The following is a 16,193-nucleotide window of genomic DNA, read 5'->3' as shown; positions in this document are numbered from 1 at the left end:
ATTATTCCTCTTCAAAAAGTAAAACTAATGGTTCAGTAACATCTTGTCAAAAACCTTTTAACGAAGGTGAAGTATTTCTAACAAAAGCTCATGGTGCTTCTTCGATTTCAGGGCGAGATTCTGGAAATCGAGATTTTGATGGACTAATAACATCATTAATAAAATTAGGTGCTGCTTCAACATTTTTTCTAATTCAATATAACATAATAAAAACTGCCTTAGGGTTATGTTTATATTGAGAATATTTGGGAATAGCAGCGCCAGGAATGTTTGCGACTAATTCATCATATTTAAATGAAAAAAGGCGATAATCATATTGACCTGATAAATTAGCAAATTTTAAAAACTGAAAATCAGGTTTAATCTTATAAACATGGGATGTATCGTGTGTATTATTTAATTTCCTATCATTTGTGAATAGCCTATATTTATCATCAAACTGGCTAATTGGATTAAATAAACGTTTTGAATTTAATTCGTAAAATGAACTAGCACTACGTTTTTTAATTATTTTTTCTCCTTTTTCATTTATGCTAACAAAATTTGGATCATCAACAATTGATATAACCGGTAAATCAAACGTGCAAGCCGCTGATAAAACAGAGGGAGCTAAGACCGCGCCCAATGATCCTAATAAAGAAAAAATTAACATTTTTCTTTTAATTTTAGATTTTTTCATAATTATTAATTTTACTAAAATTTAAAATTTTAATGTTGTTAAGTAATTAGAATTTCTCTTTTTTTTCTTTATTTAGACATAGTTAAAATTAAATAATGAAACAATTGAATATATGAAAATTCGGTTCCAAGAAGATATTAAAGATTGTGGACTTTATGTATTACAATCATTACACAAATTTTATTGAAAAAAATGAGTTGATATAAATTTTTTAAAATATGAATCAACCTATTCTGAGGATGGGATTAATATTACCAATCTTTGTTTGTTAGCTAGTAAAATTGGCCTCCATACAGAAGCATTTAAAATTGAATGAGAAGAAATATTAAAACTCAAAACTTCTTTTCCATTAATTGCTATTTCAAAGATAGACAATTTTCTACATTATGTAATTATTGAAAACATAAGTGATAATTTTGTATTTACTTTAGATTCAACAAAAGGAAAAAGAAAAATAGAGATTAAGCAATTTAAAAAACAATTTACTGGTCTAATTATAATAGTTAAAAAACAGCAAGAATGTAATCAAAAAAATATTTATGAAAAGTTTTTTTCTTTTAAATTTAAACTTAATTTAAAGTCCTTAGTCATTGGTGTCCTATTTAGTTTCATTACTATCTTTTTAAATTTTTTACTTTCATTTATTAATAAAAATATATTTGCAAGTATTCAACAAATAAAAATATCAGAAGGACAAAAAACAATAATGTTTTTCTTTTGAATTTCAATGGTTTTGCTGGTTGTTTCCTTATTAAATAATTTTTTATTAACAAGATTAAAAAATTTAATATCAACAACAATAAAAGAACGATTTATAAATAGCGTTGAGGGAGCGGAATACAAACAAATTTTAAAAATTAGCAAGAATGAAATTCTCTTAAGATATCTATCAATTGAATCAATAGCCGGTTTTTTATCGTTTATGATTTCTTTTATCTCTTCCTTTTTATTTTCTATTATCTTAGTTATACCTTTATTATTTTTTATAAAAATAAAATTCATATTAATAGTAATACTTGTTAATATAATCAAGGCCTTGGTTAGTTATTTTATAAACAATAAAATTAGCCATTTATCAAAAAAACTAACGCAAAAAAGCATTGAAGAAATAAATGAACTTTCGTTTGTAGTAAAAAATGAAGATTCTTATGGACTAATGCTGTGAGAAAATTTTGAAAAACAAAGTTTTTTAAGCAATATAAAAAGTTATAGAAATGTTGATCTTAATATTAATAAATTAAGTTCAATAAAAAATTTAATTTTAAGGTTTTTAAATTTGATAACCACAATAATAATTTATTGCTTTTTTTTATTACAAAAAACATCTAACCTAGGCCAATTATTTTTTATTTTGCAAATACAAACAATTATTTCTGAACCAAGCAATAATCTTCAAGAATTTTTTATAGGATGAAAAATTTTTAAGAACGGTTCAACTAGATTAAATTTTATAATCAATATTCCACAATCAAGATTAAGAAATTCTATTAATAATATAATAGATTTAAAAACAATTAAATTCAAAGGGCTTTGCTTTGGATTTGAACGTCGCAATATAATTAATGATTTAAATTTTATTATTGATAAAGGTGCGAAATTGCAAGGCCCAAACGGTTCCGGAAAAAGTACTTTGTTTAAATTATTAAGTGGTTTTTATTTAAATTACAAAGGGTCAATTATTTTTAATAATATTGAAATCAAAGAGATAAATGAGTCTTGATTTAAGGAAAAAATTTATTTTTCAGGCAATGAATTTAATATGCCAAACATAGATTTATATACATATTTATTTTCAGATGTTAATAATAAGGAAAAAGAAAAAATATTAAAAGATACAGATTTCATCAGTGTTATAAATTCGCTAAATATAAATATATTTTCTAATCTACTTTTAAACTCAAATAAGTTTTCTGTGGGACAAAAACAAATTATAAAATTATTGCCTCTATTAATAAAAAAATATCAATTGGTTTTGCTTGATGAAAGTTTTGAATTTTTATCACAGCAAATGTTTGAACTTATATCTAGATTAATATGTAAAAAACAAGAAAATTCTATTATTATTGAAACAAGCCATAATAAAAGATTTTTACTAAAAAATTCCCCAACTATTTTTCTAAAAAAATAAAATTCAATTTTTTTCATTTTTTTTGTGTTAATTTATAATTATTTTTATGAATAAATTAACCATTAAAAATAACAGTTTTAGCACGTTTAAATTTGAGAAAGATTTTTGCAATATACTCAATGAAGCAAAGGTAGAGTTTAATAGTACAAAAGATTTGTCTGTTGACCTTCTTTTTGTTAATAGATTCAAAATGAAAAAACTTAATAATTTGCATAGAAACAAAAACTATACAACTGATATTTTAAGCTTCCCACTAGAAGCAGCTAATGAGTTAGATTTTCTTGAAAATTTAGAGCTTGGTCAAATAATTATTTCGCCATGAAAAATTAAAAAACAAGCAAAAAAATTTAATCATAGTTTAAAAAGAGAATATTGCTATATTTTTGCCCATGGAGTTGCACACCTTTTTGGTTTTGACCACCAAACAGAAGCAGAAACTTTAGTTATGAATACACATGTAGAAAACATTATGAAACGTTTAAACATCACTAGATATTAATAAAAATTTTTATGAGGTTTATAAATGAAAAAAATTTGTTATGTTGGTTTAGTAGGAAGACCAAATGTAGGAAAAAGTACGCTAATAAATAACATTTTAGATTTTGAGTTAGCAATAGTTTCCAATGTTGCCCAAACAACAAGAGATAATATTAAAGGTATATACAATGATGATGAAGTCCAAATAATTTTTATTGATACCCCTGGAGTCCACAAGGCAGAATTCTTATTATCAGAAAAGCTAAATCAAAAAAGTTATGAAACAATGAAGGCTGTTGATATTGTCTTATTTTTAACGCCAGCTAATGAAGAAATAGGAAAAGGCGATAAATTTATTATTAACAAAATTAAGGAAACAACAGATAGCGAAATAATAGCAATAATAACTAAAATTGATTTAATTGATAACAAAATAAAATTAGATAAAAAAGCTCATGAATTAAAAAGTTTGGGAATTAATACCGTTTTGGGTATTGGCAAAGATTATAAGCAATCCTATATTGATTTAATTGATGAAATTAAAAAATATTCTTATGAAGATGATTTGCCTTTTGAGGAAGATCAATTAAGCGATGTCTCTCTTAGATTTATAGCTAAAGAAATTATTAGAGAATATGCAATTAAAAATTTATATCATGAAGTGCCGCATTCAATCGCTGTGCTAATTGATGAATTTAAAGAAAATGATAGCGAAACAATTCCATATACAATTTCAGCTACTATTTATGTAAAAAGCGAATCACAAAAAGGTATTGTAATTGGTAAAGGGGCACAAAAAATAAAAACAATTTCAATGTCTTCAAGAGAAAAAATTGCCAGTGTTTTAAAACATCCTATTAATTTGTTTTTAAGAGTTAAAGTTGATGAGGATTGAGTGGATAAAGAGGAAAAAATTAAGAAAGCTGGATATTAAAATGAAAATTCAAATAACTCATAAATTAAAGCTTTCACTCCTCTTTATTTTAATCAGCATTATTTTTGTAGTTTTTATTATTATACTTTTTTTAAAAATAAGCAACCCTTATAAAATAAGTATTTATAACTATGAATCATACCTTAATAAAAATACTATTAACAAGATCAAAAAAAACTATTCATATCATACATTTAAGAATCTTGATGAATTTACAAGAGCAATAAAAAATAAAAAAGCTGTAGCAGGGGTAAATTCTGATTATCAAATAGCTCAACTTATCGTAGAAAACAAATTAAAAAAGATTAATTTTAAAAAAGTTTTTGATGTTAATTATGATGCAAAAAATAAAAAAGAGATCATATTAAATCTTTATACTAATGACGTAAAAAAACAATTTGATTTTTTTGATAGTTGAATAATACAGGAAATAAAGAGAATTAATCCAAATAATAAAATTGACAAGTTAAACTTTAAACCTTTTCTTTATTATAAAGATAAGGAAGTTATTGGCTTTGAAGCAGATAATAAAGAAGGTATGGACCATTTTTATGAATTTTTAATTCCTTATTTTACTCTTGACAAAGGTATAGCCTATAATCCTGAAAATTCAGAAATTTCAAAATATACAAGAAATAATATTAAGGAAAATGCTGATTTTAGTGATATTAAAGACGGAAAAAATTGATTTGATCTAATAAATTCATTATCAAAAAAATATAAAAATCCAAAATTTTACTGAACTGATTGATTTCTTGACAATGCCATGATTGGTCAATTTTATAAAAATCTAATTGACAATGGAAGCCAAAAAAACTCATTCGGAAAATGAAAAGATTTAAACAAAGAGAACTACAAAAATATTATTGATCACTTTGCAAAATTTGTCAATGTTTCAACTGGCAATAATATAAAAGACACAAAAAGAAATAAACTTATAACTGATGGACAGGAAATTGTATCGGGCATAATTGAGCCAGCACATGGAAAAGCTGATGTTGCAATAATGTATAATGGCGATGCACTTGATGCTTATTATGGAAAGGATAACTTTGCAAATTTAAATCAAAGTAATAATATATCGTTTGTTCGGCCTAAAAATACATATAAAAATATTGATGCATGAATCATTTCACAAGACACAGATGATAAAGAATCAGACGCTCTTCTAGAAACACTAAAAAACCTTGTTTTTGGGGATGTTAGTTTAAGCTACCAACAAATATATAATAAATACATAAATAATGTTTATAAAGAAATTAAAAATAGTGGGATTTCAGAAGAAGAAATAGAAAAAAATCTTTTTAACAAAAAAGATAAAAATAAAATTGCCAAATCATTAAAAGACATTGATTTATCATTTTATAAAAAATACTATAGATTTTTTAGAAATGCCTTTTCAAACGAAAATTTACAAAATGTTGCAAACTTTGATGTAATAAATTACACACCTAGTTTTAAGACTATAAAGTTCTTTTTATTAGAAACTTATTTCATTGATAGCAATAAAAATCAAGATCAAAAAGCAATTTCTATTTTTGATATAAAAGAAAACAAAGACATAAATTTTAGACCATATCAGCCGCTCAATCCTGAATTGAGAACAAAAATGATTGATTACTATTATCAAATAACCAAATCATAATGGTGAAAGGAATAATTATGGAAAAAAAGAAAGTTAAAAAGACAAACTCAGCAATCATTGAACTTGTTGATGTTGTCAAAGAGTTTGAAGACAAACTAGTTTTAGACAATGTCAATCTTAGTATCGAAAAAGGTGAATTTATTACTCTTTTAGGACCTTCTGGATCTGGCAAAACTACTATTTTAAGAATTATTGGTGGTTTTGAATGGGTTACTCGTGGAGAAGTTAAACTTCATGGCAAGGATATTAAGGATCTTTCCCCACATAAAAGGGATGTTTCTACTATATTCCAAGACTATGCCCTATTTCCACACTTAAATGTTGAAAACAATATTAAATATGGTCTAAGACTTAAGAGAATTAACAAAGAAAATCTTCCAAAATCATTTCATAATAAATTAACACTACAAAGAAGAAAATGAAGAAAATTTGCCGATCAAAAAATGAAAAATCTCGACAAAGAATTCGAATTATATGAAAGAGAATTAAATAATAATTCATCGCTTTCAAAAAGAAAGAAACAAAAATACCAGCAATGAATTGATGATATGGATTTTAAATATTCATATTGAGAAAACTATGTCGACTTAAAAACTGAGGCATTTGAAAAAAGATACCTAACTAGAAAAATTACTAATGAAGAAATGGACAAAGAAGTTAAACAAATTATGGATCTCGTTGGCTTAAGCGGCAACGAAAAGAAAAACGTTAACTTTTTATCGGGTGGTATGAAACAAAGAGTAGCGCTCGCAAGATCACTAGTTATTGAACCTGAAATTCTCTTATTAGACGAACCATTAAGTGCTCTTGATGCTAAAATAAGAGAAAAAATGCAAACTCTTTTAAGGGACATTCAACAAAAGCTGAAACTTACTTTTATTTTTGTAACTCATGACCGAAATGAAGCACTGCAACTGAGCGATAGAATTGCTGTTATTCGTGATGGAAAAGTAGAACAATTTACCACTCCGAAGGAACTTTATGATTTTCCAGTTAATAAATGAGTAGCAAACTTTATTGGAGATTCAAACTTTTTTAACGCTACTTTCATAAAAGCAAACAAGGTAAAATTTATGTCAAGGACTTTTGACACTATTCATGACGAATTTGAGCCCGGGGAAAGTTTGGATGCCCTAATAAGACCAGAAGATATTATTATAACAAGAGTAAAATCAAAAGCTAAGCTAACGGGAGAAATTATAAAATCAACCTACGGAGGCAGCTACTATAATTATGAGATTCAATGTAAGGATAAAATTATTTATGTAGAAACTTCTTCAAAATACGCTGTCGGCAAAGAGGTATTTTTAGATTGGGATATTGATGCTATCCACCTAATGAAGAAAGATAAAAAACTTGAATTATTAGAAAATGAATTAGGTCAAACAAATGAAGTCTAGTACAAGAAATGTAAAAAAAATCAAAAAACTTTCTTCACCGATGTCAAAATTGCAATTTACATTTATAGTTCCATATGTTGTTTTTGCGGTTTTATTTATTATCCTACCTATGGTGTTTGTATGCATTTATGCATTTAAACCGTTAGAAGGACAAACAAAACTAGAAAATTGAGAAATTGCTCTAAAACCTTCAACATGGGTAATAATAGGAAGGTCTCTGCTGACTGGATTATTTGCTGCAGCTGTATCACTAATAATCGGTTTCCCGTATGCATATATTGTTTCAAGATCTAAATATAAGATTATTAAAATATTGGGTTTAACTCTAATTCTTAGTCCCTTAGCTATTTTTACAATATCAAAAGCTTTAGCAGTTAGAGGTTTATTCTCGGCAATTTTCGATGAAAATCAGTTAAATAACAATTTCTTTATTGTTTTTGGTATGGTTTATCTTTATCTACCATTCATGGTTCTACCATTGTACCAGGTTATTAAAGATATGCCAAATAACATTTTGGAAGCCTCGGAGGATTTAGGGTATTCAAAATTTAAAACAGTTTTTAAAGTTATAATTCCTTACACATCCAAAGCAATATTAAGTGGTTTCGGAATTGTTTTAATGATATCTGCAACCTCTATTATTATTTCAGACAAACTCTTACCAAATGGCAGTCAAAAACAACTAATTGGTAACCTAATAAACCAGTTTGCCAACACAGCCAACCCGTTTGATTTAGCAAATTCTTCAACATTAGTTATTATCACTCTTGCAGTCCTATTATCAATATATGCAATCATTTATGGAATACCATTCTTAATTAGAAAAAAAAGACAAGGAGGAAATTATGACTAAATTTAAAAACTTTTTAAAATATTCATATGTTTTTGCGATTCTTGCTTTTCTTTATATACCAATAATTTTTGGAACGATTTACAGTTTTAATTCTCCTTCAGATAAAGGAATTTTTTCAGTAACAACTTGAAATAGAACTTCTTTTGATGCATACAAGGAATTGTTTTCTAAATCACATAGTCTAGCATTTGTTAACTCATTTCTTCTTGGAATCGCAACTTCTGTCCTTGTTATTAGTATCTCCTTACTAACTGTTTTTGCTCTATGAAGACACAAGAATAAAGGGGCAAGATCTTTTGTGCAAGCAACCTCAAATGTGCCTATGATAAATCCTGATGTTATTACAGGATTGACACTTGCTATTGTTCTAAACTTCTTATTTTTTGGAACCCTAAAAGCAACGAGTGAAGGTTTTTTTAGATCTATTATTGGACATACTGTTATGTGTCTTCCATACGGAATTTTAATAATGCTACCTAAAAGTGATAAATTTTCCAAAAATATTTTTGAAGCAAGTCAGGATTTAGGATATTCAAAATTCAGAACATGATTTAAAACATATTTTATTTATATGCTAGGATCTATAATTTTTACATTTGTTATGACTATGACTTTGTCATTTGATGATTTTATTATTACAAGAATTGTTTCTAATACAGAAACGTTAGGAACACAATTGTATGAAGGTCAATTTCAGGCATGATCGCTGGCTATTGGTGCAATATCACTTCTAATAGTAATATTTATAAATACACTATATATTATTTTTAAAGGAACACAAAATAAATTAGCTAAAAAATCCCTAGTTTTAAGTAAAAAACAAGCACAAAAGGATTTTTATAAGGAGGTCTTATAAATTGAACAAAAGAATTTTTAAGGTCTTAATATTTATACTTTCCTTTTTTGTTATAACCATAATTTTTATTTTTGCAATCTCAATTAAACTTTCAAATAAGTACCGGCCAAGTATTTATAATTACGAATCTTATTTAGCGCCTTCTATAAAAGAAAAACTAAAAAAAGACTACAACTATAAAGAATTCAAGGAAATCAACGAATTTACCCAAGCATTAACCCAAGACAAAGCGATTGCTGGTGTTGGAAGTGATTTTCAAACAGCACAACTCATTATAGAAAAAAAAGTCAGAAAAGTTGATTTTGCTAGATTATACGGAAAAAGTGATGCCAATGACTGAAATGTTAGAAAGTTTTTTTACACAGAAAATGTTAGAAAACACCTTGAAAACTTTGATAATCTAATATACAATAAGCTAGTAAACCTGCCTAAACGAGAATTAGATTCAAAAGGTTTTATTTTAGACAAAAATAAAAAACTTTGAAAAAGTAATACTAGCGCCCAATGAGAACATTTTTATGACTTCTTTATACCGTATTATGCGCAAGACAAAGGAGTTGCATATAATGTTAATAAAAATAGTAGACCTAATTTAACACTAAACAATTCCTCAATTCAAGAATTAGAAAACAAATCCATGCAACTCGATTGAAATCAAATTTTTGATACCCTAAAAGAAAATAAATATCAACACATTGGTTGAACTAATGCGTTTGTTGATAACTTAATGATTGGGGCCATTAATTATAAATCGCGAGATAATAAAAATTGAAAACAATTATTTACCTTCAATGGAGAGGGAAAACTCTTTGACTTTAACGAGAATAATTACAAGCTAGCAATTGATTCTTTCGTAGAATTTGTCAAAAATTCTTCTGGTTATGATATTAAAAACACAGCATATAATCACCTAAGTGGCGATGGATTAGAATTGCTTAACTACCTTATTGAACCAAAACAAGGACGCTCAGATTCATCAGTTATTTATAATGGCGATGCCTTAGACGCTTATTATTCAGAAGATAATTTTGCTTCAGTTGAAGAAGGAACAATTAGGTTTGTGCGCCCTAAAAACAATTATTACCTTGTTGATGGTTGAATTATATCCCATAAGCTAAGTGATGAAGACACTTCCAAATTTTTAGATAGCATTAGCTCTTTGATATATAATAACAACAACGTTATTATCAGATCGGCCGAGAGCATTGAAAAAAGATTGAAATTACTAGAAAAGCGTTTCTTTGAAACATTAAAAAAATTCCTGACCAATGAAGACATAAATAGTTCCATCGATACTTTAACGTTAATTTTCAACAGTGATAGCAGACAAGAAATCATCAAACTTCTTTCAAAATCTCAAAAATTAAAAAGTATTGATTGAAACAATCTAGAAAATTGAAAAAAATTCTTAAGAAGTTTTAAAAGTGAAATTACTGAGGATAATATTGAATTTTTACGAATTATAAGAAATAATTCTGATAAGGGAACAGATATTTTTTCAGATAGTTTTGAAGAAGTTTTTACTAAAAGCGACTTAGGTGAACTAATAAACTTTGAATATATTTCATATACACCAACAGATCTTTTAACATATAAATTTTTAGATGAATGGTATTTTGGAAATGATGAAATTGCCAAATCTATTTTCAAGCAACCCTCGACAAATGAGAATTATCATTTATTCACATATCCAATTATCGAAAACAACCTGCGAACAAAGATTGCAGCCTACTATTTCGAAGCAACAAAATCATAAATAGGTTAATCCTATTTTTTCTTTTAAATTTAAGAATAAAAACATTTAAACATTTAATAATGTTATCAAAAATTAAATAGTAACAAAATTTAAGTATAATTATAAATTATAAATTAGATTAAAAGAATTGGTTAGGAGCAATGTTATGACAATTAAAAAGTTATTACAAAACATTGAAACAATAAGAGAAAATGAAAAGTTTGAGGTTAAAGGTTGATTAGTTTCTAACAGAGGAAATGAAAAAATTAGATTCTTAACTATTAATGATGGTAGTACTGTTGCAACATTACAAATAGTAGTTAAAGGAGAAATGATTCAAAAACTCAATGTCGCGCAAATTTCACTAGGAACCTCATTAATTGCTAGAGGAATTATTCACCTCACACCAGATGCCCAACAACCGCTTGAACTTATTTTAGAAACATTAATTGTTATCAATCAAGTTGACAACGATTTTCCTATACAAAAAAAAGAAACTTCACTTGATTTTTTAAGAGAAATTCCTCACTTAAGAAATAGAACAAGCTTATTCAAAAGTATAATGTTAATAAGAAATACTCTTTCTTTTGAAATCCACAAATATTTTCAAGAACACGAATTTCTTTACATGGCATCACCGATTATCACTTCAAATGATGGTGAAGGAGCTGGCGAAACTTTGTTGGTTGATGATGAAACAAAAGAGTACTTTTTCAAGCAAAAAGCATTCCTAGGAGTTACGGGGCAACTTCATGCTGAAGCATATGCGGCTAGTTTTAAGAAGGTCTATACCTTTGGGCCTACATTTCGAGCCGAAAATTCGCACACATCACGCCATTTAGCTGAGTTTTGAATGATTGAACCTGAGGTTGCTTTTTATGAATTAAAGGATATTATTAACCTTGCAGATGATTTATTAAAAACTGTCATTAAAAACACTATAAGCAAACATTTAGATGAAATGAAGGTATTGCAATCTTACAATCCTGATCTACTGGAAACATTAAATAGATTTCTTGATAACAAACTAACAGTTATTGATTATAAAGATGTGGTTGAAAAACTTAAACCTTTTAGCGACCAATTTGAAGAAAAAAACATTTTTTTTGGTATGGATCTAGCTTCAGAACATGAAAAATTCCTTTCTGAAAAAATTGTAAATGGGCCAGTCGCTGTTACAAATTATCCAAAAGATATTAAAGCTTTTTATATGTACCAAAATGATGACAACAAAACTGTTGCAGCTTTTGATTTATTAGTTCCAGGGATAGGGGAATTAATTGGCGGTAGTCAAAGAGAATCAAGATATAGCAAACTTGTTCAAAGAATGCATGACTTAAAAATTTCACAAGAACCCTTGCAATGATACATAGACTTGCGTAGATTTGGATATGCACCATCAAGTGGTTTTGGCATTGGTTTTGAAAGACTAGTGATGTATGTGACAGGTATTGCTAACATTAAGGATGTCATCCCCTTCCCAAGAGTTGCTGGACAAATTAAAATGTAACAAGGATATTAATGAAAAAAAATCTAACTATAATTATTCCTATTTACAACGTAAAAATACCTCTAAATGAAATTTTTTACAATATCTATAAACAAAAATCACAAAATTTTAATATCATTTTGACCTTTGATAGACCGAAAGAAAAGGATTATATAGAAATTGATAAACTACAATCAAAGCTAGGCGAAAGGTTAAAAATTATCTTTAATTCGGGTCATCAACATTTCGATGTTGTAATAAAACAAGCTTTAGATCTTATTGAAACCCCTTATACGTTCATTCTTTACTCATATGCCAATTTAAAAAATGAGTTTATTCAAAGATTTGATAATTTTATTAAATCTTCGCCCAAAAAAGCAGATTTCATACAAGTTCCCGGATATAACCAAGTAATAAACAAATTATTATTCAAGTCAGCCCACTTATCAATGTTAGGTTTAGTCAATTTAGAAACCAATAAACTACCTTTTATATTAACTAGCCCTTTTATGTTCAATTCAATTGTTAAGACAAATATTTTAAAGAAAGTTTTTTTCTTACCTAAAACAAAGGATCTCAATCTAGAATATTCACCTAATCCTGTTTTTCAAAGCCTTCTTTATTCAAAAACATATGCTTTTTTTGAAGACACATGAATCATTAATAATAATGATAATCCATTAATTTTTAACCCTAAATCCTTGACTCGCAATTGAAATAATATATTCAATTCCTTTAATACAATAGATATTGAAACTAAAAATGCTCTTGAATTGGCTAAATGTCTAAATTATTGCTATTATATTGCTGCAATTGTCGGCTCATTAAAACATAATAAGAATCCATTAGATGAAAAAACACTAATTAGCATTAAAAACTCTCTTATTCAAGAAATTTCAATACTAAGACCCTTTTGAGTAGAGCAACTCCAAGCAAATCATTTTTTTAAAGAATTTAATATTCAAAAACTTTATGATTTAACGTCTGGTTTTAGTAAAAAATGAGACCACATTATTAAAAAATTTATATGACCATAAAGCAAAATGTTAAGGCTAATTTTTGAATAAGATTATTAGCTACATTAATTGATCTTCTTATTTTCATAGTTTTAATTGTAGCGACTTCTTTTATAATATTCAATTACAAAAAAGCTGAATTTCGCACACAAAGTACCACACTAAAAGAAATATACTTTCGCCTTTGGTTATTATTGATGATTTTTTTATGTATATTTGAATACATTGTTATTCCAACAATACTAAAAGGCCAAACAATTGGAATGTTAATATGTAAAATCAAAATTCTTTCCGATGAAGAAAAAAGAAGAACTTCCAAATTTATTTTTGATCGGCAAAGACTATTTGCATTCTTATGAATTTTTGTTTTTATGAGTTTCATGTTAATGTCTACTGATGCATTTTTAAAAGCTGCTCGCGGTGGAAAATTAAATAATGTTGAAAAGCTTGTTGTTATATTACCAACAGCACTAGCTACGATTTCTATAAATCTTCAAATACTGCTAATTATTTCTGGTATTTCATCAACAAGACTAAGTTGAAATGATAAATTATCGCGAACAAAAACCGTTTGAAAAAATAGATATGAAGATATTATTGAAGATGAAAATTTAACGTTTAAAATTAAACCAAAAAAACGTGAACTTCCTAAAATCAATATCACAAAATAGCCAAAAATTAAGGCTATTTTTTATTACTAAATATTAATAGGTTTAATTAGGTTATAATTATAAAGTATATTTAATTATAAGGGGTGAAGATGATAGAACTAGAAAAACTAAATAAACAACAACGAGAAGCAGTAGAATACAATGACGGACCACTTCGTATAATTGCTGGTGCCGGTTCAGGAAAAACAAGAGTTTTAACATATAAAATATCATATTTAATTGATGAATTGGGAATAAAACCTTCACGCGTTTTAGCTCTAACTTTTTCAAACAAAGCAGCAAATGAAATGAAACAACGCGTTATCACAATGGTGAATAATCCTGAACAACTTCCTGTCATAAGTACTTTCCATGCTATTTGTGCAAAAATATTAAGATATGAAATTCATTTGCTAGGTTATGAAAATGATTTCCAAATTATTGACGAAATAGACCAAAAAGCAATCCTTAAATCAGTCTATAATGAATTGGAAATATCTAATAATGAATTCAGTTATAGTTCAATCATTTCATTCATTCAAAACAAAAAGAATTCATTATTTGAATTTTTAAATATTGAAAACGAAAATATTGATACATCTTTATCTCTACAAGAAAGAAAAGCTATCGAAACAAAGGAATTGATTTACAAGCATTATCAAGAAAGATTGCAACGATCAAAAGCGCTTGATTTTGATGACTTACTAGTTTTTGTTTACAAACTTTTTTATGATCCAAAATATGAGCATATAGCCAACAAATGGGCTAAACGATATGACTATTTATTAATTGATGAATTTCAAGACACAAGCATTATTCAATACAAAATACTACAAAAACTTTGTTCAACAAATAAATTAACAATTGTAGGAGATCCCGACCAAACAATCTATAGTTGAAGAAATGCTGATATCAATATAATTATTAATTTTCACAAGGATTATCCAGATGCTATCACAATTAAACTTGAAGAAAATTATCGATCAACTAAAAAAATTCTTTATCACGCAAATAAATTAATCATTAAAAATAAATTAAGACTAGAAAAAAACTTATACACAGAAAATGAAGAAGGAGAAGATGTTGAATTTTACTGTGGTCATAGCGAAGAAGCTGAAGCCCGGTGAATAGCACGAAAAATTTCAGAATTAAAACGTTCGAGAGTGCAATTAAAAAATATTGCTATTTTATTTAGAACCAATAGCTACTCAAGAGCAATTGAAGAAGCTTTGATTAGAGAAAGTACAATATACAAGCTTTTTGGCTCAATCAAATTTTATCAACGTGAAGAAATTAAAGATGCTTTAGCATACTTAAGAGTTATTCATGATGGTAGTGAAATTATGCTTCTACGTATCATAAATAAACCTTCAAGAAAAATTGGAGAGGTAACCGTTGATAAGTTAATTGAATTTGCAAGAAATAAAGGTACAACATTATTCAATGCAATTGAAGCGCATATTGATGAACTGCAAGAAACTTTAAGTATTTCAACAACTACACTTCAAAAATTAGCTTCACTAATTAATGATATTCGGTGAGCAAGAGCAGCCTTAAAAACTAATTCAATAAGCAGCACGCTCAAAGAGTTTATGTATAAAAAAATAAACTATTTTGATACATTTAAAATTTCCGAAGAAGATTATGAATCAAAACAAGAAAATTTTCAAAGTTTAATAAATGCTATTGAGTTATGGGAAAAAAACAATTCCCACGGTACTATAGATGAATATCTACAAGAAATTACACTAATAACAGATAGAGACGTCGAAAACGATGCAACAAGTTTTGTTTCATTGATGACAGTGCACAATGCTAAGGGATTAGAATTTGATTATGTTTTTATTTGTGGGCTTGCTGAAGGTTTATTCCCTCTAAAAAGAGCAATTTCTATTTCACCAAGTAAAGATTTTACATTTTTAACTAATTCAAATACACATGAAGAAAATATTGAAGGTCTTGAAGAAGAAAGACGGCTTGCATACGTTGCAATTACAAGAGCTAAGAAAAAGCTTTTCCTTTCATTTGCAATTAATAGATCTGGTTTTACTAAACGTAGCAGGTTTTTATCAGAGGCAGGTATAAAAGAACAAAATGGTTCTGTAACACTTGCAAATGATTTTTCTATTGCTGAAGAAAATCACCAAAACAACAGCCATTTAGTTGTCGGAGATTATATAATGCATAAAATCTATGGACGCGGCGAAATTATTGATATGGTTGACTCAATAATTACTGTAACCTTTCCACAACAAAAAACCACAAAACAATTTGAAAAATCGCATCACTCAATTAAAAAATGAGATGGTGACCTTAATGACTAAGGAGTTA

General features: G+C 27.1%; 13 protein-coding genes. 12 read left to right on the top strand and 1 reads right to left on the bottom strand.

The features are described 5' to 3' along the window. Nucleotide 1 precedes the first annotated feature (1 nt). Nucleotides 2–679, bottom strand: coding sequence for a hypothetical protein (locus ACWXVS_RS00355; protein ID WP_455994469.1), 678 nt, complete (start codon nt 677–679; stop codon nt 2–4). 112 nt (nt 680–791) lie between these two features. Between ACWXVS_RS00355 and ACWXVS_RS00350 the strand changes: the two genes are divergently transcribed. The 12 genes from ACWXVS_RS00350 to ACWXVS_RS00295 all read left to right on the top strand — a co-directional run bounded on the left by ACWXVS_RS00350 (nt 792) and on the right by ACWXVS_RS00295 (nt 16,186). After that, nucleotides 792–2,807, top strand: coding sequence for an Mbov_0121 family peptidase domain-containing ABC transporter (locus ACWXVS_RS00350; protein ID WP_455994467.1), 2,016 nt, complete (start codon nt 792–794; stop codon nt 2,805–2,807). A gap of 46 nt (nt 2,808–2,853) precedes the next feature. Next, complete coding sequence (gene ybeY / locus ACWXVS_RS00345) at nt 2,854–3,306, top strand: rRNA maturation RNase YbeY (RefSeq protein ID WP_438340481.1); 453 nt, start codon at nt 2,854–2,856, stop codon at nt 3,304–3,306. Between the two features lie 24 nt (nt 3,307–3,330). Further along, the gene (era, locus tag ACWXVS_RS00340; protein WP_455994465.1) at nt 3,331–4,218 is read left to right on the top strand and encodes a GTPase Era; all 888 of its coding nucleotides are present in this window, start codon (nt 3,331–3,333) and stop codon (nt 4,216–4,218) included. Between the two features lies 1 nt (nt 4,219). Beyond that, the gene (locus tag ACWXVS_RS00335; protein ID WP_455994463.1) at nt 4,220–5,863 is read left to right on the top strand and encodes a hypothetical protein; all 1,644 of its coding nucleotides are present in this window, start codon (nt 4,220–4,222) and stop codon (nt 5,861–5,863) included. Nucleotides 5,864–5,880: 17 nt separating this feature from the next. Next, the gene (locus tag ACWXVS_RS00330; protein ID WP_455994461.1) at nt 5,881–7,263 is read left to right on the top strand and encodes an ABC transporter ATP-binding protein; all 1,383 of its coding nucleotides are present in this window, start codon (nt 5,881–5,883) and stop codon (nt 7,261–7,263) included. Then, nucleotides 7,253–8,116 (top strand): ABC transporter permease, encoded by an 864-nt coding sequence (locus tag ACWXVS_RS00325; protein ID WP_455994459.1) that lies wholly within the window; start codon nt 7,253–7,255, stop codon nt 8,114–8,116. The genes ACWXVS_RS00330 and ACWXVS_RS00325 overlap by 11 nt, the downstream gene beginning before the upstream one ends. Continuing rightward, the gene (locus tag ACWXVS_RS00320; protein WP_455994457.1) at nt 8,109–8,972 is read left to right on the top strand and encodes an ABC transporter permease; all 864 of its coding nucleotides are present in this window, start codon (nt 8,109–8,111) and stop codon (nt 8,970–8,972) included. Before ACWXVS_RS00325 ends, ACWXVS_RS00320 begins: the two co-directional genes overlap by 8 nt. A 1-nt stretch (nt 8,973) precedes the next feature. Then, the gene (locus tag ACWXVS_RS00315; protein ID WP_455994455.1) at nt 8,974–10,728 is read left to right on the top strand and encodes a hypothetical protein; all 1,755 of its coding nucleotides are present in this window, start codon (nt 8,974–8,976) and stop codon (nt 10,726–10,728) included. A gap of 145 nt (nt 10,729–10,873) precedes the next feature. After that, nucleotides 10,874–12,217, top strand: coding sequence for an asparagine--tRNA ligase (gene asnS / locus ACWXVS_RS00310; RefSeq protein WP_444704885.1), 1,344 nt, complete (start codon nt 10,874–10,876; stop codon nt 12,215–12,217). A gap of 11 nt (nt 12,218–12,228) precedes the next feature. Next, the gene (locus ACWXVS_RS00305; RefSeq protein ID WP_438340489.1) at nt 12,229–13,233 is read left to right on the top strand and encodes a hypothetical protein; all 1,005 of its coding nucleotides are present in this window, start codon (nt 12,229–12,231) and stop codon (nt 13,231–13,233) included. Further along, on the top strand, nt 13,224–13,883 hold the full coding sequence (locus ACWXVS_RS00300; RefSeq protein ID WP_438340490.1) for an RDD family protein: 660 nt from the start codon (nt 13,224–13,226) through the stop codon (nt 13,881–13,883). The genes ACWXVS_RS00305 and ACWXVS_RS00300 overlap by 10 nt, the downstream gene beginning before the upstream one ends. Before the next feature lie 89 nt (nt 13,884–13,972). Then, a complete protein-coding gene (locus ACWXVS_RS00295) occupies nt 13,973–16,186 on the top strand; it encodes a UvrD-helicase domain-containing protein (RefSeq protein ID WP_438340491.1) in 2,214 nt (737 codons plus the stop codon). Nucleotides 16,187–16,193: the final 7 nt, after the last annotated feature.

The sequence above is a fragment of the Mycoplasma sp. 327 genome, assembly GCF_053851655.1.
The sequence above is the reverse complement of the archived record's forward strand: the minus strand, read 5'-3'. Positions and strand labels throughout refer to the sequence as shown.